A 24793-nucleotide genomic window follows, 5' to 3' on the forward strand; every position below is an offset into this window, starting at 1 on the left:
GGGTGCTGACAAAGTTGAAGGGGCTGTGGCTACTCGATGTGGGATAGATTGAAATTGATGAGCGGTCGGCTGAACAGAGACCTCGTCTGGCCGTGCGTACCCGCCGCCTTCGGCAGCCGAACGCGCGGCTCGAATCGACGGGCCTCCGCCCCACCACTCAATTGCGGACTCTATTAGCCCAAAAAAACATGGAACAAAAAGACAATAAATGGCCAGCTTCCAGGATAGTTCATCTGGTGGGAGGGTGTAGGGCAATAAATAATCAAGACCCAAAAGTTCAATTTGATCCACATACACTTGGGGGAAAACAAGCGCAATTTCAAATAAATCAATATGGTGCCATTTTCCACAGCCTGGAATCATTAGGGTTCGGCGTTATTGGTGTTGATTTCTATTCACATTTTTTGGAAGCAAAAGGAAGTGTACCTCCTAATTGGAGGTCATATCACCGAACAAGTCATACTTCATGGCCCACGGAAGAGGTCGCTCAAAAGTGGAGGAATATTGGCCATGCAGCATTTAAACAAAAAAATGGGAAATTATGGGACATTGCAAGTCGAATTGGATACCAATTAAGAGTGTGTGATTGGAGGCTCAGGGAAATTTCAGAAGCATACTGCAATCAACTTATCGCACAAATTCAATTAAAGAGCTTTAAGGTCGGTCAAAAATATGAGGATGGTTTTTCTTGGTTATCTTATTTATCTATTCAGTCATTTTTAGTCGATGCCTGCATACTGAGGGATTATTTATCTGAATTCATGGCGGATTTTATTTACAACGGCACGGTTGAGTTGGGTAACCTCAGAATTACTGCTATGGGTGCCTTCAAAAAAAAGGTGTTAAATAAAATCACCGAACCTGACGGTTTTACACGAGAACTCATTTATGCAACCAGCAATGGTGGCTGGTTAACGTTACTTGGCAATTACAGAGATATGGTCGTGCATTCTGCTCCACTTGTCCAAGCAGAAAGAAAATTATTTTCAGTATGTAATGAACTTAAAATTATTGGTGGTGGGAGCATGCCTATCATCTGTTGTCCAATTCCAGAAAACCCTGATGAAATTTCAAGCTCACGCTCAACAGGTAGCCATTTTGAAGATTTTGAAAAACAATTCAATGTTTTTGTCGAGGCTGCCAAAGGGGACATTCCAATGATTGATGGGCTGGACTATGCGAGTGCAGCTCTTGGTAATCTTGCAAAATTATCTGAAAAAGCGGCAGAAAAATCTCCAATTGTTCCGGAAATGATGGTAATTGACTCTTCTAATATTATTGGTGAAATAAAAACCACTAGACATATGGGCTAACCAGGCGCTGTACCAGACTGGTTAAGGCTCCGTGGCGCTAAGGCCGCAAGTTCGGGGCTGGCTGGTTAGCATCCGATTGGACACCGCCAATGAAGATTGTCGAATTTGCTTTTATCGTATATCCAGCCTCGGATCTGGCGCGGTCCCGTGCCTTTTATGAGGGCGTTCTCGGGCTCACCAGCGCGACTTCCATGGATCTGGCCGACGGATTCTGGGTCGAGTATGAGATCGGTCCTCACACGCTGGCCATCGGCAAAGAACCATTCCTGAAGCCCTCGGGCGATGGTCCTCAGCTTGTGCTGGAAGTGGACGATTTTGACAAGACGATAGAACATCTCAGACATCACAACGTGCAGTTTGCCCTTGAGCCTTTTGACCTTCCTCATTGCAGGGCAGCAATTGTTCTGGACCCCGACGGGAACAAGCTTGGTATCCATAGACGAAAGACCTAACGAATTTGGATTATGGTTTAAGTATGTTGGTGAAAGTTTGAAGGTAGGGTATCAGGAGCCTATCCCCTCAGTTCGACTGATCGTGCTCCGGGAATTGCAACGCCGCGCATGCGAGGCCGCCGTCGACCATTAGGACCGCCCCGGTCATGTAGCTTGAGGCATCGGAGGCCAGTAGGAGTAGTGGGCCGTTGTATTCTTCGACCTCCGCGAAACGCTTCAGTGGCACCGATCCTACCGCTGCCCTACCATCTGGGGTCTTCAGAAACTCCCTGACCATATTGGTCATAATGCCACCGGGAGCAAGCGAATTCACTCGAATCCCGTATGGCGCTAACTCGGCGGCAAGTGCTCGAGAGAGATGGTTTACTCCCGCCTTCGCGGTGGCGTATGGCACCAGGTTGGGTTGAGGGCGGTGTGAAGTGGCCGATGAGATGTTGATCAGACTACCAGGAATCTCGTTGGCGATCATGTGCTTGGCCACTGCCTGACACATTAGCCATGTGCCTTTGAGATCGACGTTGAGCAGCAGGTCCCACTCTTCTTCGGAAACTTCCAGAGCCTGTCGCCACAAAGCGACTCCCGCCGAGTTTACTAACACGTGGATATCGCCGAACGCTTCGATCACTTCCGCCACGCCGGCGTCGACAGCCTTGGTCTGTGAGATATCGACGACCTGGCTTATCGATTGACCACCCACCTCTTCAATCCTAGCGGCTGTTTCAGCCAGTCCATCCTGGTTGACGTCGAACAGTGCGACTCGGGCACCTGCGCGCGCGAGCGTTTTGGCGCCATGTTGGCCCAAACCCGAAGCAGCCCCTGTGACGATCGCATTCTTTCCTTCAAGCGTGAACAACGATTTCAGAAACTGCATCCGGCACCTCGTTCCTTGTTGGATAATAGGTGTTTGAAGAAGGATTTATCTTTCACACTCGTGTGAGATCTGAGATAAGGTAAGGGCAGGCTAATTTCCTAGAAATAAAATGTCAACGGTGCCGGGTGGGATGTAGGTCCTCAAAGACGACCAAGGGCTACTTGTTGTGGTGCGTCTTGAAGGGCCTGCCCCTTGTTTGCAGCAAGGACCCCAAATCATTTTTACCCAGGTCGGTCACATTCAATCGGGCTGACGCCGGGTACGTTGTAGCGGCCTAACACGCTGGGCTCAAACAGGGGCGGTCCCTTACTTGAGCGTCAGTCCGGTTGGGCGATCTGCAGGTGGTGGGGCAATTCGATGGAGCAGGAACAGGTATAACAAAAGGACCGTGGATTGGCACACGGTGGTATGGATGAGTGAAGCAGAAAAAGAAATGTTTGCTTGCGAGACCAGACCTCGGATTCGTTTAAGATTTGCTCATCGTTCGCCTAATTCGAAGGTATCGGGAGTCGGTCGTCAAAGGCATGCCGCGATGCCTAGGGACAGTATATCGCGGTTTGCCAGATGTAATCGATTTACGAGTCAGAGGCCTTAGTTGGTAGTTCCTTGGAACGGTATGCTTAGTTATACCTGGGCATCCCGAAGGAACATTCCATCTCCGAATCCTGAATTAATTTCTGCCGCATTTCCCGCGTGTGTAATGAGTTGGGTCCACACTGGGTGGAAAGGTATCCACCCAGGTGGCTCATGTTGTTCGGTGTTCCCGACCCTTCGAAATTTATCTGCCTCTTGTCCATTCCCGTAAAATTCTAAATGCCTATGGCATCTCAATTTTTTGATTACACCGTTAGTGCGAGGGGCTTTTACTCTTTCTCTATGAAAGACACATCGGTGACCTTATTTTCCTCATCAACAAATAATACGACTTCTTGTCCTGAAGAAAGATTTTTAAACTTATCTTGAATGATGGAACGCACTTCATACTGTTGTTCTTTTTTCCCATCCTGTTGAACGGAAACCTTATTGTCTTTCAGTGGTTCTTTCAGGATGCCTGAAACCTGTTTGAAATTTCCTTTCAGGGGAGATTTCTTTTTCTCAGGGTTTTTGATTTTTTCCACTTCTGCCGCATTCTCAAATGTGACGTCAACGATCTGATCCATTTCATCAATGAGGAATATAGCTTCCGCGCCAACCGGGATGGATGCGACTTTGCTCCTGGCCAATGGCCTGATAGGATGCGTTTCCTCTTCACCTTCCTTCGACTGAATGACAGCTTTTTCGTGTCCGGTCGCCAGTGGCTGAGTCAACACCCCATGTACGGTTCGGTGTTGGGACTCTTCACCTTCCAGATGAACGTCCACAATGAGGTTTTGATCGTTAACGGTTATGTCAACCCGATCACCCTTCTTTAAAGCGGGAAGCCCTTTCTCCTCACGGAGATTCATGGGTAGATAGCGAGGTTGAGCTTCCCCGGTATCTACCTTGGCTTGTTCCCCTCTGATTTCTTCGACAGTTCCACTAATGACTCGTTCCCCGGACAGGGTTTCGCTTCCTTTCGCATCCTTTCCTTCATGGGCTAACGCCACACCGGAAAAAATCAGACATCCAGTCAACAAGCACATTCCATACAGTTTTAAGCGTCCGATGGCGCCCTGTGCGGTTGGAAACTTTGATGTGTGTTGAAATACCGTCGTGAAAGACATGGAGCACTCCTTTGGCTAATTGAACATTGAGTGTTTTGATTCAGACATTTGAAATATATCCAATTTTTCTTCAGGGGAGACCTGAGGAAAACCCTGGGTCTGATATTCCTAGATTTTCTATGAAGTGGGAAAAGGGCTGGAAAAACTCAATGCGGGGATTCTGCGCTATGAAGTCCGTTTTCAGTTGGCGTCCGGGTGGATTTCGATAAAAGAAGTAAGCCGATACAGGCTGAGAGACAGGAGGCGATTAAAATGGCCAATTTCGCTGTTTGTAAATCGGAGGGTTCCTGGAAAGCCAACGTCGCAATGAAAATGGCCATGGTAAATCCAATTCCTCCCATAAATCCCAAACCGATGATTTGTGGCCAGCCAAGATCGGATGGAAGAACAGCACTGCCAAACTGTACGACAACCCAGGCTCCAAGACATATTCCCAATGGCTTGCCCAGCAATAATCCCAGCCCGATTCCCAGTGAGACGGAATGGCTGAGAAGGGAGGAGAAGTCCGTGGCAATCACCACGCCTGCATTGGCCAAAGCAAAAATTGGCATGATAGCGAACGTGACCCACGGGTATAAGGCATGTTCGAGTTTTTGGAGTGGGGGTTGAATTAAATCCTTAGCCGTTTCGAGAGCCTTAATCGCCTCAGACTGTTCTTCATTCCCTAACACAGGAACCCCCGAGACTTCGGCTTTTCGGAATTCTTGACTGAATTTTTCGCTTTTATGGGCAAATTCCTTTTTCGTGATAGCGGAAGTGGCCGGAATGGTGAAGGCGGCAAGCACTCCCGCAATCGTTGGGTGAAGGCCGGAAAAAAGAAAGGCCAACCACAGGCCGCCAATCCCGAATAGGCCATATATAAAGGGAGAGCGAAGGCCCATTCGGTTGGCACCCATGAGTATGGCTAAGAATACGCAGGCGGTTCCAAGGCTGATCCAGGAGATTTCCGACGTATAAAACAACGCAATCACCAGAACGGCTCCAAGATCGTCAACGATAGCCAGGGTAGTCAGAAAAATTTTAGCGGAAAAGGGAATCCTTGAACCCAATAGGCCCAGTAGGCCAATGGCAAAAGCAATATCGGTGGCCATGGGAATGCCCCACCCGGAACTGTAGGGCGATTGGAAATTGAACAGGAGAAATATGAATGCCGGAATCACCATTCCCCCCAAAGCAGCCGCAATGGGAAGAATGGCTTGACGAGGTTCGGTTAATTCCCCCACCAATATTTCCCGTTTGATTTCGAGTCCGATGACGAAAAAGAAAATGGCCATCAAGCCGTCATTGATCCACAGTATTAGGGGTTTCTCTAATAGATGGGTGCCAATGCCAATGGTAAAAGGGAGTTCCCAAAAATTCGAATAGAGATCGCCAAAGGCCGAATTGGCCCAAAGCAATCCGATAGCAGTACAGACCAAGAGAACGATTCCACCGGAAGCATTGAGTTTGGTGAAATCCTCAAAGGGCGAAATAACCCGTTCCATCGGTCGGGTTATCACGGTTTGTTTCGCTTCTTTTACAAGATCCATGATTTCGAAAATTTTGGATTATGACGTAAGGTTCGGGATCCACCCATGGAGGAGATGAATGCCTGTCTGCCTGCCAGTTAGTGAAGAGTTGTTAAGAGATGCTTGCATAATTTTGAGTGCGAAGGTCGAACCGATTCGGCTGTTATGGGTGGCGCCGTCCAAAAGCTGGTGGGGCCAGGAATCAACCCGGATGGCACAATCTGACGATTAAGAACTCCTAAAAACGAAGTGTTATTGATGATACATGGGAGAGAATTTGAAATCTAAGACAAATGTTAAAGACAGGAGTCTGTTTTGTCTCTTGAGGCCCATCCACTCCCATCCATTAGGATAAAGGAAATTAGACCATAGGAGAGAAAATGAAATGAATTTTTCTTAACAACTTCCCAATTCTTATGGGAGACGAACCTTTTTGAAGGCAATTCAAACTTTTCTCGGCCTTGCTGTGGTGATGGGATTGTTGGTGGGTGCCAGTCTATGACGGGTTAAACGAATTGATACTGATCTGACAGTTCATCTTCAATAGTTCAAGCCTTCATTGTTCCCGGAAACTCCCGCCTTAGTGGCGGGAGATATTTTTGGGTGAACGGAATCGTCAGAGGATTAATCAACAGCAAAAGCCAGTATTTTTTTCATATAGATTGAAAAATATTTTCTCATTCTGCAAGTTCCCCCATGGAAGGGGTGGCCACGGCTGGAGTCACACATGGTAACCCAGGAAAACAAATCATGGATGATTCGTACCCTTATCATTTCATTAGGGACGCTGGGATTTGCCATTCTGGTGGTGTGTTTGGCGTCATTTTTTGTCGATGAACCTCTACGAAGGTATATCGAAACAAACCTCAATAAAAACCTCGAAGGATATACGGTGCAATTAGAGGCAGTGGATTTTCATCCATTGGGGTTTTCGATCGACTTTGAAAATTTAACCTTAAGGCAGGAAGCCAATCCTGATCCACCTCTTCTCATCATTCCCTCCTGGACTGCCAGTATTCAATGGACAGAATTAATCAAAATGGGAATTGTCAGTGATCATGTCATTAGAAATGCTGAAGTAAAATTCCTTTTTACTCAAGCCGAAAAAGAAGTGAAGGATAAAACGGGCGTTGAAGACAAAGGTTGGCAAGAAGCCTTATATGCCATGTACCCCGTCACCATCAATACTTTCCGAATTGAAGATAGTTCCTTTTCATATCGGGATCAGCCTGATCAACCTCCGCTTGAACTGACCAATCTCCTACTGGAGGTGGGAAACATACAGAACGTCCGCTCACAAGTAGGGGAGTATCCATCCAGCATTCATTTGGAAGGATCCCTGAATCAGACCGGTTTTGTGAATATCATGGGAAAAGCCAATTTCTTAGCCGAACCGTTTCCCGGTATATCAGTAGATTTCGATTTAAAAAATCTTCAGCTGCAGCCGTTTATTCCATTTTCCTCACTTGTCAATGTGGAAATACATTCCGGAACGCTGAACGGAAAGGGACATGTCGAATATTCCCCTTGGGCAAACATGGCTCAAATTGTTAGGTTGGAAATTGAAAATCCAGATATTAATTATGTGGAGAAACATTCTCCCAGGAAAGCACAAAAGGCCAAGCAGGAGTCCCCGACGCAAGACACGGATGATTCAAAAAAATCCCAAGACCCCTTCAAGGTGGCGATTGACTCGGCATTAGTGAAAAATGGCGAATTTGGCTATACGAACCAGACAACAAATCCCCCCTATAAGATTTTTTTCAATCATGTGGATCTTCAGGTAACTGGAGTGGGGTCTCCAAGGATCACTCAGAAAGGAGAATTGAAACTTTCCGGGAAATTTATGGGAAAGGGGAAGACGTCAATCGAAGGCGGATTCCGGCCGGAGGTGCAACATCCTGATTTTGATGTAAAAGTGAAAATTGAAAAAACAGAAATGACAACTTTCAACGATGTATTGAAAGCCTATGGAGGTTTCGATGTGAAGAGCGGGGAATTTTCGTTAGTTTCTGAATTGCATACTGATAGTGGCCGGGTCCAGGGGTATATTAAGCCATTTTTCGATAAACCTGAAATTTACGATCTTTCACAAGACAAAACCGACAATATCTTTCAAAAGGCCTATGAGGGCGTTGTGAATGCGGTTGCTTCTCTATTGGAAAATGTTCCAAGAGACCAGGTGGCCACGAAAACAGAAATCAGCGGGAATTTAGAAAATATTAAGGTAGGGACATGGGAGCTTATATGGAATCTATTCAAGAATGCATTTGTTGATGCCATGAAACCGGCCTTCGAAAATTTAAAAACCACTGGCAAGAAGAATGGTAATTAAGCCGATTTATCTAAGCCAGGGCTGGAAACACTCATGTATGAAATTTAAATGCGTTGGAATTGGCCATGCCAGAGGAGGCTGGGAGTCTTGTTGGTGCGAAGAACAATTCTCACGCCCGCTGTTACAAGAATATCTTTCCCATGGTTTTTTAAACACAAAGGAGGCGGAAAAATGAGCGAAAAAAATTATGTGGGGGCAGTGCTTTTGATCGCATTATTAGCGATGACCGGATGTAATACTATGGAGGGAGCCGGCGAGGATGTACAAAAAGCCGGGGAAGAAATTGAGAAGGCAGCGGATTAATCCTCTGTGTACATAACATAAGGCGGAATTCCTTTATCCGGGTTTGGGGATTCCGTCTTCCTCTCTCTGTTCATTCTTTTTCCCTCCAACGTCCAACACCCCGAGTAAATCAGGCCTGTGAATTTGTCCGGGATACCTTTACATATTCCCTGAGCAACATTCGGGAAACGAACCGGCATGGCCCCTGTATTAAGTCTAAAGGAAAATCTGGATAAAAAAGAGTGAGTAGAAAACCAATTTATACGTTGGTGAAGCGGGGTTTGTCTTGATAATACATAGTATCGAAGTAATTAAGAAGTGGGTTATTCATCCACATGACATTTAAAAACGTTTAGGAATCCCATCAAAGGAGGTGGATAAGCAGACGAAGAAAACAAGATTTAACGGGTATTTGAAAGATTTTCATAATTACAAAAACATTTCAAGGAGAACACAATGAACAAAGAACAATTCAAAGGAAATTGGAACCAGTTTAAAGGCGAGGTGAAAAAAAAGTGGGGAAAGTTTACGGACGATGAATTGACCCAAATCGAGGGAGATTACGATAAATTTAAGGGAAGAGCCCAAGAATTATATGGAGATCAAAAAGAGGAATTGAATAAGTGGACTGAGGATTGGCAGGCGAAAAACCAAACAGTTCGCTAATCCTATTTTCACTCATGGTGTAAGATCAGGATACCCTTTACCCCAGGAGACGGGAGATTTCACCTTCCGCTCCTGGGGTAAGGTATGTCTTGGGTGATATGAAGTGCCTCAAATATCTATCTTAACAATCTTCTGTTTCAACACGATTTAGTCAAGATGCATGGAGGAAGGAGTACAATTATGAACATCACGCAACATATACTGAAAAACAAAATTGCCTCAACCGTGGCGGCCGTTCTTCTCATGAGTGCTCCAGCTTGGGGGGCAAACGGAATGAATTATTCTGTCTCCGCAGAAGAAGGAGTTCAAAACGGGTACATCCACAAGGTGTATAATGAGGACCAATTTAATGGCAATTGGAAGCAGTTAAAGGGGGCGCTCAAGGAAAACTGGGGAGAGTTTACTGAGGATGATTTGTTGGCGATTGAGGGCCGAACCGACCGTTTCGAAGGAAAACTTCAAGAACGATATGGAGACCGGAAAGAAGAAGTGAAGGCTTGGGTCGATGACTGGATGGAAAAACATCCTTATGAGAAGACCCAGGATCGACAACACTAAGACAGAAGAATTTTCCTGCCTTGAAAAATTACCTCCGGCGAAATGGGATATCTCCCATTTCGCCGATATTCCAAACCGTCTATCACCATCCATAGCTCCTATAACGGTTTTGGCATTTTTCGTATCGCTATGGGTAGATTATCAGCCGAATAGCGAATTTCGGCTTGATCCCCAACGGTAATTGACTCATCGACCAGCGTCATGGAGTTCACTTCAACGGAAATTTCTCTTTCATCCTGGTCTTTAATAACATAGGTTTTCTCTTCAATCGATACCACTTCACCTGTAATATTTCCTGGGATGCCGGGTGTGAGTCCCTCCTGTTGGGAAACGGTCGGCATGTCGGATTCAATCGGCGGTTCATTTGCCACGGTTCCCGGAAGATTATTTGATTGAGCAGGGGGTGTATTGACGGGTTCATGTTCTTCCTGACACGCAATAACTCCAGAAAGTAAAAATGGTATTATCCAAACTGTTCTTATGAAAACTGATCGTTGAGTTCGTGAGTCATGTTTCATGGGATCACCCCTATTGGAAATTAAAAAAATTACTGTTCGAGCCCGGTCCTTCCTTGAAATGATGATTTTAAAAAAAGAAAATTGAAGTGTTGTTCACAATAAATGATTCGGTGGAGCCTTCTGTCGGATCAATCGCTATGGACAGAACGCTATTATATTTCTTTTCTTCCTTTTCCTCTCAATAGAATTCATTTTAGGGCATGGGGAGATATTGGGAACTCATCAAAACCCTGGCTTGTTTTTGACGTTAAGGGCTTGGCGGGAATAATTCTATGGTTGATTCAAATTGAAAAGGTACATCCACGATTGTGGATGCCGTCGTGGGGGAGGGGGATTGTGGCGAATAAATCTTGTGAAACCTGATATAAACCGTTTGTCGGGGGATGAGGGATTGATGGACTAAAAGCACATCGGGTCCATTCCATCGTGGTGATGAAAATGGATTCAAAACATGATGAATGATGCGTCGAGGTTTGACCGAAATATCTCTACTTGAGCTCTCGTTGTTATGGGGTCGACCAAGACCTGATCGGCACCGTCGATATGGAATTTTTTGGTGAGCCTTCGATCACTTTATCGCTGTATACGAGATAAATGAAGGTTTGACGTTTCTTGTCAAAAAATCTGACCACCTGCAATTTTTTAAAGATTAATGAGCGACTCTCGTGAAACACCTTTTCCCCCTCTTCAAGCTCAGCAACAATGTGAATGGGGCCGACCTGCCTGCAGGCAATTGACGCATCTGAAGTGTCCTCAGCGACACCAACCATACCCTTTAACCCTCCTGTTTTTGAGCGACTCAGATGGCAGGTGACTCCTTCAATTTTTGGATCATCAAATGCTTCAATCACAATTTTGTGATCTGGGCCCAAAAAATTGAATTTGGTATCCACACTTCCAATTTCCTCAGCATAGGCACCAGAAACCAGTGATATAGAAAAGATCAAAGACATCCATGCAACATTGGGATTCATTTACTATCTCCTCTGAGCGTTATTTGTATGGTTGATAGGACAACTTGTATGAATTTGCACTCTACGCTATTTGGGACCATAAACAACACAACCAAAACATTGAAACCTTCATCGAGAAGTTCCAGTTTTTTTATTGATAAGGAGAGCTATGGTGTGGATTTGGTTGCAGCCCTCAATGAGGCGTCTTCATCTACCCTGAAAGCCCACTCCGGCTCCTTATTCATGGCCCATGCCCGTTCCGTCTATGGAGACGATCACTACCAGAGGTGTTACCGGGCCTTGGTATTATGAGGGGAAGGCTCTGGCGTTGAGTAGAATTCCCCTATCATTAATTTCCACTTTTCGTCCTTCATGTCGGGCCAATCATTTTTATTAAAGCCTGGCGCCGTTTCTAATTTTTTCGATTGAATATCCAGAGTCAAATGTTCCTGGCCTGGTGGATGTGCAAGCGATGCCCATGGGACGGCAAAGAGCTTGTCCCCCATATCTAAAAATCCTCCAAAGGATAAAACCGCATATCCGACTTTTCCGTCACTCCCTATAACCAGTTCTTCAATCAGCCCAATGTCTTCACCTTGGAGATTTTTGACGGATTTCCCAACTTGCTCACTGGCCTTGTAGGAATCCTGGTCTAAATTTGCAGCTAAAGCTTGGGAAAGGGGTGCGACGAGCAAGATAAAACCCCAAAAAATAAATAGAAGCGAAACCGGCATTCAGACCTCCATTCTGTTTTTGTGTCGTCTGGGCCATTGGGCATCGAAATCTTCTTATGCAGGCGGCAGCGTGCCCCCTTCAATAAAGAGCCATAAATGATTCTCTAACATAGATGAAATAGGGCGGTCTATTAGGACGTTGTCCGCTCCTCAATCTTGAGGTATTTCCTCGGGTACGCAGGGATAGGATAAAGCCCAGGGAAGATTTAATAAGTTACCCATTCAAGGGTTTTTGATAGTGGCCGATCCCCTAGGAATCCGCTAAAAGTTACCAGCCTGATTCTATCTATGGTGGAGGGGGCCTACATGATTTATCTTGTGATAGAAGATCAAAAAATTTCAGAAATCATTGCAGAGCGTTTGCGGAAAATGGGTAAAAAGACGAGGGTAATTTCCCAATCGGAGGAATTGTGGATGGGCATTCGGGAAAGTTCTCCCGATATCATTATTCTGGATGGTAATAGCCCGCATATTAATGCTCTGGAAATTTTGAAGGATCTTAAAGCCCAGGAATATAAAGGCCAGACTATAGTTTTAGGAGGTGAATCTTCTGCCCCGTTTACCCCTGAAATCTCCCGTTTCGGTGCTATTCAGACAGCCGGTCGCCCTCTGGCGGCCAGTCGCATAATGGGCGCTATCAGGATTGCCCAAGAACATTTGAATGCGGATCTATGGCGTTCCTCGTCAAGCAGATCTGAAGTGATGAGGGATTCCGGCCAAAAGGCAACCTTTTTATAGACCCTAGGACTGAAAAGTTTGAAAATATTCATGCTGAAAAATTCGGGGTAATCCCAAGGAGGAAATTGTTATGCCAAACACCAATGCATCATTTTCGGCATTTTCCCGTGTAGATCAATTGAAACAGCAACTGGAAAAGCTAGAGAATCTCAGTCAGACCGAGGTTGATGCCAAAGAATTGGACAATTTTGATCGTGAGACTGAAAAAATTTTGAAGCGTGTGGATGGAAGAGATACCAAAATGGCCGCCTATAGTTTTGCCACCATGGCAGAGGCAGAAGCTTTGGTCAATCTTCCTGAGTCCGCTCAAGAACCGACCTCCCGTGACCTTTTGCAAAAGTCTCTACAGCAGAGACGACAAGTGTTGTTGGGAATGGTTAGTGAAATGGAAGGCATGGAGGAAGCGGAAGCGGAAGTGTTAACGGGAGAAGATAAGGAAGATCCCCCGCTCATGGGATAAATCCCTAGAAGAACCTGAGCCCGAAACACGTTGTTTCATTGAGGGCGGCTGGGCCTCCGTGATGTTCCTGTCGGTCACGATTGAATAGGCTGATTCACACCTGGATTTTTTTGAACACACGAAAAAGGTACAGAAGTGAGGGTAAGACCACAATCATTCCTGCCACCAATGCGAAGAGAAGCAATTCCAGCGTTGAAGCCGGGGCCGTGGTGTTGAAAATGGTTAAATCGGGTTTTATGAGATATGGATATTGACCAAATCCCCATCCCCAGATAATAGCGGTGACATACCCGACGGCTGATATCCGGGCGAGGTGAAATCGTTTGGTCCACAGCCCAATTATACTTGCCAGCATCCCTAATAAAGCCAGAATGAGAAATACCCATCCGTTTGGACTTTGTAGCAATCCTTGGCTGATTTCTGAAGCGTAATTTTTCGTGAGGAGGAGGGTCAGGATAGCCATTATGGCTGAAGTCCGCAAGCGACCACAGAGCTTTTCGGCGATACAGACCTCTGAGAGCCGGTAACGGGGTTTCATGGATTAAGTAGGTTGATGCCAAAAATGCAAAAAGCGTGATCGTCCAGATTCCCACTGCCAACGGGAAAGGTTGAATCCATGGGAGCACAAACACGTCAACGAATCCTCCTTGAACGTTCTGCAGGTAGCTGGAGGTTAGCGTGCCAAGAATAATGCCTAAGAACATCGCCGTGATCAGACTGGAGAGCCCGAAGAGCGTTCCCCAGAATCGATGGAGCGGAGACTGCTGGACATCATAACTACGGAAGGCAAAGGCAGATCCTCGAAACACGATACCGGTGAGGAGCAAGGTCAAGGGAATGTGGAGTACGGTCGATATTCTGGCATAGGCAAGGGGAAAGGCTGAAAAGAGAAGCGTGATGACCAGGATCAACCATACGTGGTTCGCTTCCCAAATGGGCCCTATAGCAGTAGAAATCAAGTGACGTTGCGTTTGCGCCTCCGGCCCTCTGGCTAGGAGATACCAAATGCCGGCTCCATAATCTGCTCCGCCCAACAGGGCATACAAGGTGAGCGATATGACAATGCACCCGGCGATAATTTCCTCAAGCCCTGGCATGAGTCTTCCTTGAAGATGGACCATCCGGTTCTCCAATCTGTGGAAATACCGTAAGATGGCGATGTAAAAGCCACAGAACAATTCCAGCCAATCCCAGATATAGCAGGGTAAAAAAGATAAGCGAAACGGTCAGGCCGGTCATCGGGGTAACGGCATCAGTGGTGCGCATAATTCCTACGATGATCCAAGGCTGCCGACCGACTTCCGTCACCACCCAACCGGATTCGATGGCGATTAACCCTAAAGGAGCGCAACCCACTAGGCATCGAAGAAACCAACGGGATTTCCATAGAAATTTCTGTTTCCATATCTTGCAGAATCCCCCCACACTCATGGCCATGAGGATAAATCCAGAGGCGATCATGATTTGGAATGCGAGATGGACCACTACGAGCGGAGGCCAATCCTGGCGAGGAAAATCCAACAATCCTGTGACAGTTGCCATAGGATCCCCATGAAGTAAGAGGCTGAGCGCATAAGGAATTTCAATTCCATATGAAATCGTTGCGGTGGAGCCATCGGGAATGCCTCCAATCCAAAGGGAAGCGCCGGAGGTGGTATGAAAATGTCCTTCGAGCGCCGCCAGTTTAATCGGGCTGTAGGTGGCCACTGCGCGGGCGAGCAAGTCTCCACTCAGAGGTTGAAAGATGGCCGCCACTCCCCCTGTCATCAAGGCAATTCGGAGCGCCTCCTGGTGAAAGGGATTTTCCGGTTGCCGAAGTAAGAAAAAAGCATGCACACCCGCCACAAGGAACCCGATTGCCACAAATGCCGCCAGAATCATGTGATGCGATTCATGTAGCCCGATCGGATTGGTAAAGGTGGCAAGCGGGGCAATCTGGGTAGGCTGTCCATCGAGTAGCTGAAACCCGACAGGGTGGTTCATCCAACCATTGGCCAGCACGACAAAAAAAGCGGATAGAACACCACTCACCGTCACGATCACTCCGGACATCAAATGCAGATAAGCCGGAATCTTCTTCCACCCATAGAGATAAATTCCCAAAAAGATAGCTTCCGTGAAAAAAGCAAACCCTTCTAAGGAAAACAAGAGTCCGATAATCGGCCCGGCCCAAGCCATAAATGTCGGCCATAACAGTCCGAGTTCAAAGGAAAGCACCGTGCCGGATACGGCGCCAATGGCAAAAAGAATGGCGGTTCCCTTTGCCCATCGTGTGGCCAATTCACGAAAGATTTCATTGCCGGTGCGAATATAACGCCATTCTGCAATGACCATGAGTAGTGGCATGGCCATGCCTGCCACGGCGAATATGATATGAAAACCAAGGGAAATCGCCATTTGGAGACGCGCAGCCAGAAGGTTTTCAATCATCTTAGGCGCCCGCTCCTCAGTATGATACAGAGTCGTCTCTTCAATTTCGTCCTGGTTAAAAAGTTTTGAAAAATGCGATGTCCGATCAGTCCTGAAGACGGTCAGGTAAGGGATTGGGCTGAACTCTCCCTTCGAGGGCAATGATGGGCCCTGGCCTGTTTAAGGGCATACGCATACCATTCCAGTTCTTCAAAAAACTCCCGGGCTTTGTGATGGAATTTTTGATCAGCAGGCGTGCCATCTTCCTGAAAGGCGTCCTGAACATGGGGGATGGGGAACAGAGAGGGAATACTCGACATTCCCAGTTCAGCCAACATGGCCCTGAGGGTCATTGCCGCACGAACGCCGCCGAACCCACCTGCTGAATAACACACGATGGCGGAAGGTTTTCGAAAGTATTCCTCAAGAAAATGGTCTAATACGTTCGAGAGGACAGGAGGAATGGTATGATTATATTCGCCCGACACAATAATATAACCGTCAGCCGGAATAATCAGATCAGCCACAAGTTGGAGGAGGTGAGGCGCCTGACCCGGCTGATACTCTTTGTACATTTTATCCAACAACGGGAGAGGAAAGAGAAGAGGATCGATGAGCGACGCCGTATGCCCACGTGTTTGGCAGGTGTTCAGCATAAACCTGGCGGCCTTGATACCCTGCCGGTCGGTTCTCACTGATCCATAAATTATAGCCAAATTCAGTGGCATGGAGAATTTTCTCTTAATCCAACCATTTATATCGAATGATTTCTGGATGAACAGATTATCCCAAAGTAGAATTTTCAGTGTTGACAGTTTAAACCGTGTGTTCGACCACAGGGTGTAGACAAATCGCAAGTGAGCCTTTAAAAAAGATCCATTGAGCGAAGGAAGGAAGTACCCATAATCTGTCAATCGTGTCATCCGATTGCCGGGTTCCGGAAAGACGTCATGGCAAAAGTTGGCCTGGCCTAAATCCCGGTTCAAAAGGAGAAGCGATTGAAAGTCGGAATGTGGAGAGGGTCATGATATCTAAATGGATCGATATCTCAATGCCTTTGTATCCGGGAATGGTTCAAAGACCCGGAGACCCACCATTTCAGATGGAACCGGTGACGGACAGAAAAAATGGGGATAAGGTTCCTGTCTCAAAAATATCAATGAGTTCCCATGCCGGAACGCATATTGGCGCTCCGGTGAAATGTGAAAAATCTTTTCAAGATAATGAACAAACAGAATTTTCAGCAACAATAGGCCTGGCCAAAGTGATTGAGATCCAAGATAGGAATTCTGTAAAAGCGGAAGAATTAAAAAAACACCGGATCTATTCGCATGATCGGATTCTTCTGAAAACACGCAATTCCGCCTCTGACTGGTACTCGGAACACCCCCCTGAAGATACAATCTTTCTTGACCGAACTGCCGCGGCATGGCTTGCTGAACGGCGGGTGAGCACCGTCGGAATTGATGCGCTGTTTATTGGAGGGAAACACCAAAATGGGAAAGAGATTGTTCGCATGCTAATCCAAGCCGGGATTGTCATTATTGAAGGACTCGAATTTTCTCGAGTGAAACCGGGTGAGTATATGCTCATCTGTTTACCCTTAAAAATTCCGAATGGAGATGGTGCTCCGGCAAGGGCCATTCTCCAACCGGTCCGGTAGTGGGAAGGGAAAGTAATAGGTCGCTCATGCCGATGAATAGTTATCCAATCCTCAAGAACGAAATGATCAGGAGGTTTATTGATGGTTCCTGTGACCCATGCTTAAGTTCGGTGCCCCCACCTCTTTTGCCGAACATGGCTCCCTCCGATGCCTGAAATCCATCAGAAGGAATTCTCAGAATTCGAACGTAAGGCTTCCTCTCCACTTCCTTCATCCGAAATCGAAGCTGGTTATCTCTCTCCATTATTTCAGGGACCGATCAATATCCGGTCCATTGCCCTTACAGGACTGTTTGTCTATGCCTCACTCATGGTGATGTATGTGGCCAAGGCCATCATGCTTCCTGTATTCGTGGCTTTATTTCTGAATCTTTTGTTTGCTCCTCTTGTCCGGGGGGGTGAAAAAATACATATTCCCGCCCCGTTTGCGGCTGGGGGGATTCTTCTCGTTTTAATCAGCACCCTGACGTTTGGAATTATTCAGCTGTCGACTCCCGCTTCTCTCTGGCTGGACCGTGCCCCGGATGCCTTACAACAGGTAGAGCATAAAATCCGGTCCATCAAAAGTTCAGTCCTGGAAATGGGGGAGGCGACCAAAGCACTGGAACATATGGCCAGTCTTTCGGAATCCCGGAAAGCCCAGAATATTCAAGTGAAAACCGAAAGTTTGGGTGGTCAATTGATCTATTGGACCACGGAATTTATTCTGGGGCTGGTTTCAACCATGATTCTACTGTATTTTTTCCTTGCGTCCGGTGATTTATTTCTGGAAAAACTCGTGAAAGTTCTTCCACGATTTTCGGATAAACGACGTGCAGTGGAAATTGTCCGAGGAATAGAGGGAAATATTTCCAGTTACCTTGTCACGGTGACCAGTGTAAATGTTGGTCTTGCGCTGGCGACAAGTCTCGCCATGTATCTGCTCGGCATGCCTAACCCGTTTTTGTGGGGAGCCATGGCGGGTATTCTGAATTTCATCCCTTATGTTGGAAGCATTATTGGTTTAGGAGCGGTGACGTTGGCAGCGATCCTCACATTTGAACATATGAATGTCGTGGCTGTGGTGTCCGGGACCTATTTATTTCTGACGGCTATTGAAGGAAGTGTTATCACACCCCATTTATTAGGACGAAAACTGACATTAAATCCTGTGATAATTTTGGTCAGTGTCTTGTTCTGGGGCTGGTTATGGGGAGTCGTCGGGGCGCTGCTTGCGGTACCATTTGTCGCATCCCTTAAAATTATTTGCGATCAAATTGAGCCGCTTCATTCCATCGGAGAATTTTTAAGTCGTTAAGTTTACAATAGTTAGAGCAAACTGCTGCCTACTCGAATTATGGCGGGATGATGAATTTCATTGATCTCGCGACAGGGTAAGGAACTCATGCCGGCTTGGGTATTAAATTGGTTGAATAAACTCCGTTCGAGTCTCTGGCTCATACCCACTTGTATGACCCTTGCCGCTATTCTCCTCTCGTTGGTCGTACCGTATTTTGACAAATATTTTTCTCCCGGGAATATTGATTTTCTCCAATGGCTAAGCAACATGGGTCCTGAAGGAGCGATGACTCTCCTTTCGACCATTGCCGGGTCCATGATCACTATAGCGGGCGTCGTGTTTTCCATTACGATTGTGGCCCTCACCCTGGCTTCGGGGCAATTCGGCCCACGTCTGTTAGGAAATTTTTTGCGGGATCGAGGGAATCAAGTAGTTCTGGGAACGTTTGTGGCGACTTTCCTGTATTGTCTGCTCGTCTTGCGAACCATCCATGTGGATCCTGATGGCTCTACGCCATATTGGGGAACGTTGGCGGGCCTTATTTTGGCTGTGTGCAGCCTAGGGGTATTGATTTATTTCATGCATCATATTGCTGTTTCCATACAAGCCCCCAATTTGATCGCTGCGGTATATGGGGAATTGGAAGAAGACCTGGCCAGGCTTTTTCCAGAGCGTTTGGGACTGGCCGATGAGAATGAGGCGAACAAAACCCGTATTCCTTCTATCCTGTCCAGGATAGAAAAAGAGGGAATGGAAATTAAGGCCGACATTGGGGGTTACCTTCAGGCAATTGAAAATGATGCCCTTATGGAAATCGCTCGTGAACAGAATTTAGTGATATTTCTTCATTATCGGCCGGGGCACTTTATCACCAAGGGAGCATCATTAGCCAAAGTACTGGCCCTTGGGCCGATGGCAGATGTCGTAACCCCACAGATTAACAAGCAAATGATCTGTGGATCCAACCGAACCCAGGAACAGGATATTGAGTTTTCCGTACTTCAACTTGTTGAAGTGGCCGTGCGGGCACTTTCACCTGGAATAAACGACCCGTTCACTTGCGTCCATTGTATTGATCATCTTAGCGCGATTTTATGCCAGCTTGGGCAAAGAAAGTTTCCATCTCCTTTCCGGTACGACTCTGAGGGAGTTCTTCGTGTGATTGCTCCGTCTGTCACCTTTGAAGGCGTCATGAATGCGGCTTTTAATCAAATCCGACAAAACGGAAAAGGCAATGTGGCGGTGACCATCTGCTTGTTGGACGGTTTGGGACGAATAGGTGAAACCGCGGAACGAAATGAGGATCGTGTGGCAATCCTTCGTCATGTCGAAATGGTCCAAAGAGGGAGCCGGGAATCCATCCAGGAAAAAAATGACTTAGAGGCTGTGGAGGATCGGTGCCGCCAGGTCATGGCTTCTTTAAGTATGGGAGAAAGCCGGAGTTCTTTTTTGATGGACAAATTGTTGCATATCCTTCCCTAACTGTGTCTTTCACTCCTGCTCCTGGGACCATTGATTTGGCCCATGTTAGCCCTCCGGTTCATAATTCGTCGCTTAAGACTTTCGGATTTCTACGCATGGTTTCCCTGTAAAGCTTGAATGATTGACCGGGAACTTCCCCGCCTTTACCCCACAGACCTTTATTTTACTGTTCATGCCCGTTCCGAGGCAGTTTTTTGACTTTTCAAGGTTGGCAATAAAAATTTTGTACATTGTCCTGGAAACTTCAGAAAGTGGTTAATGAATGATACAGGCCCCTCCACTTAATCTTTATCGAACTCAGGGGACTAGATCCATTTTTTGGTAAACATGAACGTAAAAGGAAGACTATGTTGAAAACGTTGTTGGAAATGCGAGGCTATCAATTGCGAGCCATTGATAAAGACCTTGGGAGCGTGGACGATTTTTATTTTGATGACCGGTTGTGGAGAACCCGTTATCTCGTGGCAGATACAGGAAACTGGCTTCCCGGAAGAAAGGTACTTATCGGACGGGAAGCCCTTGAACGGTCAGAATGGGAAGAAAAGGTCATTCCCGTGACCCTGACTTCCATAGAAATCGAAGATAGCCCGGGGATTGAAACCGATCTGCCTTTTTCGCTTCAAAAAGAAAAGGAGTTACGTCTGTTTTTTAAATGGAGAGAATATTGGGACGAGGATGGTTTCATCCAGCCTGCCGGATTCACCCCCATGAGTGTCCCAGGAGGGGAAGCTATGGAACAGTCGCTCACTGATGGAATGAGGGCGCCCGGAAAATTGGATGGAAATCCCCATTTGCGGTCCGCAAATGAGGTGCAGGGATATTACATCGGTGCCCAGGATGGAGAGATCGGTCATGTGGACGATTTTATTGTCGAGGATACCTCGTGGGAAATCCGATATTTAGTGATTGATACTCAAAATTGGTTGCCTGGGAAAAAGGTTCTCATATCTCCAAAATGGGTTAATTCTATCGACTGGAATAAACAAACCGTTCAGGTAGGCATGAACCGGGACCTGATTGAACAAAGTCCTGAATATGACCCAAGCAAACCCATAAATAGAGAATATGAAGTCCGTATGTATGACTTTTATGGTAAACCCCACGATTGGGTTGAAAAATAGTCGACAATTAAAAAATCTGTTTTAAAGGCGCCATGGTCCGGTCATCTACCATCATCGCCTTACAATTTATTGAATGCCTTTTGACAACAAATTATTCCGATAGAGGAACGACTGACGTTCTATTGTGAGGGAACCTTTTCTATCATTAATCGGGTTTTGAGCACTTACTAAAGGAGGGAGTCAATGTTGAATACATTAACAAATAATCCTGTGCCCACCGTACTTATCGGATTGGGATTGTTCTGGTTGTTCAAAGATGGGGCTGTACCCTCGCACGAAACAAAAAGACGCCATCGGAGTGACAACAATCCTTGGCGGAACGGCGAAAAAGAACTCCAACTCTCAATGGAGGAACAGGTGACGGAAAAATTCCGAACAGCAAAGGATGCCGTTCGAGGTCAAGTGTCGGAGTGGAAGGATGAGGCGAGTCACCAGGCTCATGAATTGAAAGAACAAGCCAGTCAACAGGCTAAGGAATGGAAAGAGGGGGCCGGGCAAAAAATGGAAGAGGTGAAGGGATATTTGCAAGAGAAAAAGGCTGTGGTAGGAGGAGAATTCAATCACCTCTTGGACAGTAATCCGCTGGCAGTGGGAGCAGTGATGGTGGCACTAGGCACGGCCGTGGCAGCCGCCATACCGGCGAGTCGGAAAGAAGTCCAATGGATGGGAGATTCGCGAGACAGGGTGATGAAGGCGGTTAAATCCAGCGTGGAATCGACGGTGGAGGATGTGAAGCAGAAGACCGGTCAAGTTGCGGAAAAGGTTTTATCGGAAGATACGCAGAATTCTCTCTGAAAAAATGCTATGCAATAGGACGAAAGGAAACTTATGACTTCTTATGCAAAAAGAATTTTATTGGTTCTGTGCTTTTCTGGATCACTATTCGGTGCCCTGGGGTGTGAACAAGAAGGTCCTGCGGAACGAGCAGGGGAACGAGTAGATGAATCAATGGAGCAAGCCGGAGAAAAGATGGAACAGGCCGGAGAAGATATACAGGATTCGGCCAATTAGAAATCTCCTTCGAACAGACGGGGAACTATTGTCTCCATTTTTTCTCATTTGAGTGAAGTTTTGTCCATTGTCCGAAACGTCTTGAAATTGCCACACTGAATTATGAAATCGGTCATTGTCCCCGGTAGAGACAGATATAAACGAAATTCAGGTTCTTTTTTTCTATTACCCTGACGGAAAGGAGAAAAGATGACCACTGCCAATGCAAAAAAATGTGCTCACCCTTCCTGTTCATGCGAGGCCCCTCCAGGGAAGGAGTTTTGTTCCGAAAATTGCTCCTCTTCTCAACCTTCCAAAGGCGGAAAATGTCAGTGCGGACATTCCGGGTGTGGGCACGGAGGATAACGGCACGAATGCTCAAAGAACGAGCGTTAGTCGTTGTTTTTTGGATACAGCGGAAATCTACAATGAAGGAGGCGATCATGTTTACTCCCAACCACAAGACGCAGTGGTTTCTGGATGTAAAAATGAGCATGGCATTTGCTGTCCTAATGGGGGTTCCGGGTTTCGCTGTTGGTAGCGATCTCACAGGTCATGCTCCTGACCATAATCGCTCCACGACAACTCAAATACAGGAAGACCGTCAATTAGATGAAGGACATCGAATTATTCAAGGAGTGGTGGAGGAAGTGAACGAAAATACGGTACGGGTTGATGCGGGTGAGGCTGGTGAGATGTCCCCTCGGTATCTGAATTTAAATAATTCCGAGGGGAAAGAAAATTTTGAAGTTGGAGACAGGGTTAAGATTGAAGTCAATGCTCAAAATAAAGTCGTAAAATTTCATCCACTCAACAGGACCGAAGGAAAGCAGTAGTTATCACCAGTCTACGAGGAGCACATCAATGTTTCCTTAGTGGCGGATAATTTATTCTATCCCTTCGGAAAAGGAATAAAGGAGAAATCATATGTTAAGTTGGGCCATTACATTTTTGATCATTGCTCTTATTGCAGGAGTGGTCGGGTTAACGGGTGTTGCGGGTACGGCGACCAATATTGCCTGGGTATTGTTTGTTGTGTTCTTAATTATTTTTGCTTTAAGTTTTATTACGGGCAAAAGACCACCGGCATAGCACCGTATTTTGTACGGGAAGGAAACCCCCAGTTGCTCAACGGCGGAGGGTGAACCATGGTTGGGCTTTACGAGACTGTGGTTATTGAATAAAAAATTCCCGCAATGGAATTTCAATAAAGACCCTGAAGAGGGACGAGGGATGTATCATGATTATGATCATCACCCCTGACGAGACATTTCGAAAGGCAATGGTTCTCCATTTCCAAGAAAAGGAATATGAGCTTTCGATACCCGAGCGTAGACAGGATGTCCCTTCGTTGGTGGAAAAACATGCCCCGGACGTCATTGTCCTGGATATGTCTATCGCCGATCCCAATGGGCCAACGGTCCTAAAAGATCTGCGTGGCACCGGTTATACCGGGAAAATTGTCGTGATCAGTGGACCCTCCAATCGGCCCCTCACGGTGGATATCCATCAACAGAAGGTTGATCAGGTCATGAGGAAATCTCCAACGGATCCTATTCCTTCCTTGATGGATCAACTGGAAAGTATTATCCGGGTCATGTTCCGTGAGGAAATTTCCAAAAAAGCCTATGACCATTACAATAAGCGATTAGGTCAACATGGAAAAGACTGGGAGGACTGGTTTAAGGCAAAGAAGGAAATATTGAAAAATCCAACAGACGGGAGAGCACCATCGAATGGTCCCCAACAACCATAAACAAATAATGTTGAAGGGTAGTAGAGGGGACATCAGCGTATTTTATTTCTGAAATGGACGACAGGGCAGGGAAAGGATTCATTATATGACCAGGCCAATTTGGAAAGGGCACATTACCTTTGGTCTTGTCACAATTCCTGTTGTCGTTCATTCAGCGGAAAAACAATTTGACTTGCATTTTCGGTTGTTGGATAGCCGGAATAACGCCAGAGTCCGGTATGAACGTGTGAACGAGGAGACGGGTGAAGAGGTTCCATGGCAGGACATTGTGAAAGGGTTTGAATATGAAGAGGGCCGGTATGTTCTTTTAAATGATGCTGATTTTGAAAAAGTTGCCATTGAAGTAAATAAATCCGTTGAAATCGAAAGTTTTGTCAACGGAAAAGATATCGGCTACGAGTATTTTGATAAGCCCTATTATCTTGTTCCCGATAAAAAGGGTGAAAAAGTATATGTGCTGTTACGGGAAGTGCTCCGTCGGAGCGGAAAAATCGGTATTGCCAAAGTCGTTATCCGAACACGCCAGTATTTAGCCGCTCTGATTCCTCAAGGACATGTTCTGGTGCTGGAGCTTCTGCGATTTCATCAAGAAATCCGCGATGTAAAAGAATTGGATGTGCCGGAAGGGAATGTGAAATCCTACAAAATTTCAGAAAAAGAATTGACTTTGGCCCAACAGTTAGTGGAATCCATGAGCACCAAGTGGGAACCCCAGCGCTACCATGATGATTACCGTGATGCCTTGTTGAAATGGATCGAAAAGAAATCGAAAAGTTCCCGGTCACGAACATCCGTCCCCCCTGTCGCAAAAGAAGAGAAAACAGGTTCAGGAAAAGTGGTTGATATCATGTCATTATTAAAGAAAAGCGTTCAAAAGGCCCAACCCTCCGTCCGAGCCAAAAAACGCAAATCCGCCTCCCCTCGAAAATCCCGTAAGGCCAGTTAACATACCATCATGAATTGCCGGCCTGACTGAGTAGAAGGGTCTTTGTTTCGGTTTTTC

At 46.3% G+C, this 24793-nt stretch carries 27 protein-coding genes; 18 read left to right on the top strand and 9 right to left on the bottom strand.

The features are described from left to right. Positions 1-188: 188 nt before the first annotated feature. On the top strand, positions 189-1313 hold the full coding sequence (locus tag PJI16_14345; protein ID MDT3778742.1) for a hypothetical protein: 1125 nt from the start codon (positions 189-191) through the stop codon (positions 1311-1313). Between the two features lie 89 nt (positions 1314-1402). Beyond that, on the top strand, positions 1403-1765 hold the full coding sequence (locus PJI16_14350; GenBank protein ID MDT3778743.1) for a VOC family protein: 363 nt from the start codon (positions 1403-1405) through the stop codon (positions 1763-1765). 67 nt (positions 1766-1832) lie between these two features. Here PJI16_14350 and PJI16_14355 read toward each other — a convergent pair whose 3' ends face one another. The 3 genes from PJI16_14355 to nhaA all read right to left on the bottom strand — a co-directional run bounded on the left by PJI16_14355 (position 1833) and on the right by nhaA (position 5868). Then, on the bottom strand, positions 1833-2636 hold the full coding sequence (locus PJI16_14355; protein MDT3778744.1) for an SDR family NAD(P)-dependent oxidoreductase: 804 nt from the start codon (positions 2634-2636) through the stop codon (positions 1833-1835). A gap of 863 nt (positions 2637-3499) precedes the next feature. Then, positions 3500-4339: a hypothetical protein gene (locus PJI16_14360; protein ID MDT3778745.1), complete on the bottom strand. Its 840-nt coding sequence runs from the start codon at positions 4337-4339 to the stop codon at positions 3500-3502. 146 nt (positions 4340-4485) lie between these two features. Then, positions 4486-5868, bottom strand: a complete 1383-nt coding sequence (gene nhaA, locus PJI16_14365; protein ID MDT3778746.1) for a Na+/H+ antiporter NhaA — start codon at positions 5866-5868, stop codon at positions 4486-4488. A 733-nt stretch (positions 5869-6601) separates the two neighbouring features. On the opposite strand from nhaA, the gene PJI16_14370 reads away from it, so the two are divergent. The 4 genes from PJI16_14370 (at position 6602) to PJI16_14385 (ending at position 9688) form a co-directional block, all read left to right on the top strand. Further along, positions 6602-8182 (top strand): DUF748 domain-containing protein, encoded by a 1581-nt coding sequence (locus tag PJI16_14370; protein MDT3778747.1) that lies wholly within the window; start codon positions 6602-6604, stop codon positions 8180-8182. A 171-nt stretch (positions 8183-8353) separates the two neighbouring features. Beyond that, a complete protein-coding gene (locus PJI16_14375; GenBank protein MDT3778748.1) occupies positions 8354-8485 on the top strand; it encodes an entericidin A/B family lipoprotein in 132 nt (43 codons plus the stop codon). Positions 8486-8920: 435 nt separating this feature from the next. Continuing rightward, positions 8921-9130 carry a CsbD family protein gene (locus tag PJI16_14380; protein MDT3778749.1) on the top strand — a complete coding sequence of 70 codons (210 nt, stop codon included), beginning with the start codon at positions 8921-8923 and terminating at the stop codon, positions 9128-9130. 327 nt (positions 9131-9457) lie between these two features. Next, positions 9458-9688: a CsbD family protein gene (locus PJI16_14385; protein MDT3778750.1), complete on the top strand. Its 231-nt coding sequence runs from the start codon at positions 9458-9460 to the stop codon at positions 9686-9688. A 98-nt stretch (positions 9689-9786) separates the two neighbouring features. Here the strand turns inward: PJI16_14385 and PJI16_14390 are convergent, their stop codons facing one another. The 3 genes from PJI16_14390 to PJI16_14400 all read right to left on the bottom strand — a co-directional run bounded on the left by PJI16_14390 (position 9787) and on the right by PJI16_14400 (position 11893). After that, entirely contained in the window at positions 9787-10206 is a 420-nt protein-coding gene (locus PJI16_14390; protein ID MDT3778751.1) for a hypothetical protein, read from the bottom strand. A 506-nt stretch (positions 10207-10712) separates the two neighbouring features. Then, entirely contained in the window at positions 10713-11159 is a 447-nt protein-coding gene (locus tag PJI16_14395) for a CreA family protein (protein ID MDT3778752.1), read from the bottom strand. Positions 11160-11449: 290 nt separating this feature from the next. After that, a complete protein-coding gene (locus PJI16_14400; GenBank protein MDT3778753.1) occupies positions 11450-11893 on the bottom strand; it encodes a PRC-barrel domain-containing protein in 444 nt (147 codons plus the stop codon). Between the two features lie 306 nt (positions 11894-12199). Between PJI16_14400 and PJI16_14405 the strand changes: the two genes are divergently transcribed. Further along, complete coding sequence (locus PJI16_14405; GenBank protein MDT3778754.1) at positions 12200-12631, top strand: response regulator; 432 nt, start codon at positions 12200-12202, stop codon at positions 12629-12631. A gap of 70 nt (positions 12632-12701) precedes the next feature. Further along, positions 12702-13091, top strand: coding sequence for a hypothetical protein (locus PJI16_14410; protein ID MDT3778755.1), 390 nt, complete (start codon positions 12702-12704; stop codon positions 13089-13091). Positions 13092-13165: 74 nt separating this feature from the next. Here PJI16_14410 and PJI16_14415 read toward each other — a convergent pair whose 3' ends face one another. The 3 genes from PJI16_14415 to PJI16_14425 form a co-directional block, all read right to left on the bottom strand. Next, positions 13166-14188, bottom strand: a complete 1023-nt coding sequence (locus PJI16_14415) for a cytochrome d ubiquinol oxidase subunit II (protein ID MDT3778756.1) — start codon at positions 14186-14188, stop codon at positions 13166-13168. Further along, entirely contained in the window at positions 14175-15521 is a 1347-nt protein-coding gene (locus tag PJI16_14420) for a cytochrome ubiquinol oxidase subunit I (protein ID MDT3778757.1), read from the bottom strand. Before PJI16_14420 ends, PJI16_14415 begins: the two co-directional genes overlap by 14 nt. Before the next feature lie 101 nt (positions 15522-15622). Next, positions 15623-16228 carry an NAD(P)H-dependent oxidoreductase gene (locus tag PJI16_14425; GenBank protein MDT3778758.1) on the bottom strand — a complete coding sequence of 202 codons (606 nt, stop codon included), beginning with the start codon at positions 16226-16228 and terminating at the stop codon, positions 15623-15625. Positions 16229-16524: 296 nt separating this feature from the next. Here PJI16_14425 and PJI16_14430 point away from each other — a divergent pair, with 296 nt between their 5' ends. The 10 genes from PJI16_14430 (at position 16525) to PJI16_14475 (ending at position 24736) form a co-directional block, all read left to right on the top strand. Then, positions 16525-17163, top strand: a complete 639-nt coding sequence (locus tag PJI16_14430; protein ID MDT3778759.1) for a cyclase family protein — start codon at positions 16525-16527, stop codon at positions 17161-17163. 147 nt (positions 17164-17310) lie between these two features. Next, positions 17311-18459 carry an AI-2E family transporter gene (locus tag PJI16_14435; GenBank protein ID MDT3778760.1) on the top strand — a complete coding sequence of 383 codons (1149 nt, stop codon included), beginning with the start codon at positions 17311-17313 and terminating at the stop codon, positions 18457-18459. Between the two features lie 87 nt (positions 18460-18546). Next, positions 18547-19923, top strand: a complete 1377-nt coding sequence (locus PJI16_14440) for a DUF2254 domain-containing protein (GenBank protein ID MDT3778761.1) — start codon at positions 18547-18549, stop codon at positions 19921-19923. A 347-nt stretch (positions 19924-20270) separates the two neighbouring features. Continuing rightward, positions 20271-21044, top strand: a complete 774-nt coding sequence (locus tag PJI16_14445; protein MDT3778762.1) for a PRC-barrel domain-containing protein — start codon at positions 20271-20273, stop codon at positions 21042-21044. Positions 21045-21227: 183 nt separating this feature from the next. Then, entirely contained in the window at positions 21228-21839 is a 612-nt protein-coding gene (locus PJI16_14450) for a hypothetical protein (GenBank protein MDT3778763.1), read from the top strand. 33 nt (positions 21840-21872) lie between these two features. Then, positions 21873-22055, top strand: a complete 183-nt coding sequence (locus tag PJI16_14455; protein ID MDT3778764.1) for a hypothetical protein — start codon at positions 21873-21875, stop codon at positions 22053-22055. Positions 22056-22477: 422 nt separating this feature from the next. Then, complete coding sequence (locus PJI16_14460) at positions 22478-22870, top strand: hypothetical protein (protein MDT3778765.1); 393 nt, start codon at positions 22478-22480, stop codon at positions 22868-22870. Positions 22871-22961: 91 nt separating this feature from the next. Next, positions 22962-23126 (top strand): DUF1328 domain-containing protein, encoded by a 165-nt coding sequence (locus PJI16_14465; protein ID MDT3778766.1) that lies wholly within the window; start codon positions 22962-22964, stop codon positions 23124-23126. A gap of 148 nt (positions 23127-23274) precedes the next feature. Next, positions 23275-23790, top strand: a complete 516-nt coding sequence (locus PJI16_14470; GenBank protein ID MDT3778767.1) for a response regulator — start codon at positions 23275-23277, stop codon at positions 23788-23790. An 85-nt stretch (positions 23791-23875) separates the two neighbouring features. Further along, the gene (locus PJI16_14475) at positions 23876-24736 is read left to right on the top strand and encodes a Ku protein (GenBank protein ID MDT3778768.1); all 861 of its coding nucleotides are present in this window, start codon (positions 23876-23878) and stop codon (positions 24734-24736) included. Positions 24737-24793 lie beyond the last annotated feature (57 nt).

The sequence above is a fragment of the Nitrospira sp. MA-1 genome (genome assembly GCA_032139905.1).
In the GTDB taxonomy this organism is placed as follows: domain Bacteria; phylum Nitrospirota; class Nitrospiria; order Nitrospirales; family UBA8639; genus Nitrospira_E.

Excerpts from the sequence above, each read along its gene's own strand:
- PJI16_14470 (MDT3778767.1), top strand. The coding sequence starts at position 23,275 with ATGATTATGATCATCACCCCTGACGAGACATTTCGAAAGGCAATGGTT.
- PJI16_14435 (MDT3778760.1), top strand. The coding sequence starts at position 17,311 with ATGCCTGAAATCCATCAGAAGGAATTCTCAGAATTCGAACGTAAGGCT.
- PJI16_14440 (MDT3778761.1), top strand. The coding sequence starts at position 18,547 with ATGCCGGCTTGGGTATTAAATTGGTTGAATAAACTCCGTTCGAGTCTC.
- PJI16_14410 (MDT3778755.1), top strand. The coding sequence starts at position 12,702 with ATGCCAAACACCAATGCATCATTTTCGGCATTTTCCCGTGTAGATCAA.
- PJI16_14450 (MDT3778763.1), top strand. The coding sequence starts at position 21,228 with ATGTTGAATACATTAACAAATAATCCTGTGCCCACCGTACTTATCGGA.
- PJI16_14400 (MDT3778753.1), bottom strand. The coding sequence starts at position 11,893 with ATGCCGGTTTCGCTTCTATTTATTTTTTGGGGTTTTATCTTGCTCGTC.
- PJI16_14425 (MDT3778758.1), bottom strand. The coding sequence starts at position 16,228 with ATGCCACTGAATTTGGCTATAATTTATGGATCAGTGAGAACCGACCGG.
- PJI16_14370 (MDT3778747.1), top strand. The coding sequence starts at position 6,602 with ATGATTCGTACCCTTATCATTTCATTAGGGACGCTGGGATTTGCCATT.
- PJI16_14350 (MDT3778743.1), top strand. The coding sequence starts at position 1,403 with ATGAAGATTGTCGAATTTGCTTTTATCGTATATCCAGCCTCGGATCTG.
- PJI16_14430 (MDT3778759.1), top strand. The coding sequence starts at position 16,525 with ATGATATCTAAATGGATCGATATCTCAATGCCTTTGTATCCGGGAATG.
- PJI16_14465 (MDT3778766.1), top strand. The coding sequence starts at position 22,962 with ATGTTAAGTTGGGCCATTACATTTTTGATCATTGCTCTTATTGCAGGA.
- PJI16_14345 (MDT3778742.1), top strand. The coding sequence starts at position 189 with ATGGAACAAAAAGACAATAAATGGCCAGCTTCCAGGATAGTTCATCTG.
- PJI16_14455 (MDT3778764.1), top strand. The coding sequence starts at position 21,873 with ATGACTTCTTATGCAAAAAGAATTTTATTGGTTCTGTGCTTTTCTGGA.
- PJI16_14475 (MDT3778768.1), top strand. The coding sequence starts at position 23,876 with ATGACCAGGCCAATTTGGAAAGGGCACATTACCTTTGGTCTTGTCACA.
- nhaA (MDT3778746.1), bottom strand. The coding sequence starts at position 5,868 with ATGGATCTTGTAAAAGAAGCGAAACAAACCGTGATAACCCGACCGATG.
- PJI16_14420 (MDT3778757.1), bottom strand. The coding sequence starts at position 15,521 with ATGATTGAAAACCTTCTGGCTGCGCGTCTCCAAATGGCGATTTCCCTT.
- PJI16_14375 (MDT3778748.1), top strand. The coding sequence starts at position 8,354 with ATGAGCGAAAAAAATTATGTGGGGGCAGTGCTTTTGATCGCATTATTA.
- PJI16_14460 (MDT3778765.1), top strand. The coding sequence starts at position 22,478 with ATGTTTACTCCCAACCACAAGACGCAGTGGTTTCTGGATGTAAAAATG.
- PJI16_14445 (MDT3778762.1), top strand. The coding sequence starts at position 20,271 with ATGTTGAAAACGTTGTTGGAAATGCGAGGCTATCAATTGCGAGCCATT.
- PJI16_14390 (MDT3778751.1), bottom strand. The coding sequence starts at position 10,206 with ATGAAACATGACTCACGAACTCAACGATCAGTTTTCATAAGAACAGTT.
- PJI16_14415 (MDT3778756.1), bottom strand. The coding sequence starts at position 14,188 with ATGCCAGGGCTTGAGGAAATTATCGCCGGGTGCATTGTCATATCGCTC.
- PJI16_14395 (MDT3778752.1), bottom strand. The coding sequence starts at position 11,159 with ATGTCTTTGATCTTTTCTATATCACTGGTTTCTGGTGCCTATGCTGAG.
- PJI16_14380 (MDT3778749.1), top strand. The coding sequence starts at position 8,921 with ATGAACAAAGAACAATTCAAAGGAAATTGGAACCAGTTTAAAGGCGAG.
- PJI16_14355 (MDT3778744.1), bottom strand. The coding sequence starts at position 2,636 with ATGCAGTTTCTGAAATCGTTGTTCACGCTTGAAGGAAAGAATGCGATC.
- PJI16_14360 (MDT3778745.1), bottom strand. The coding sequence starts at position 4,339 with ATGTCTTTCACGACGGTATTTCAACACACATCAAAGTTTCCAACCGCA.
- PJI16_14405 (MDT3778754.1), top strand. The coding sequence starts at position 12,200 with ATGATTTATCTTGTGATAGAAGATCAAAAAATTTCAGAAATCATTGCA.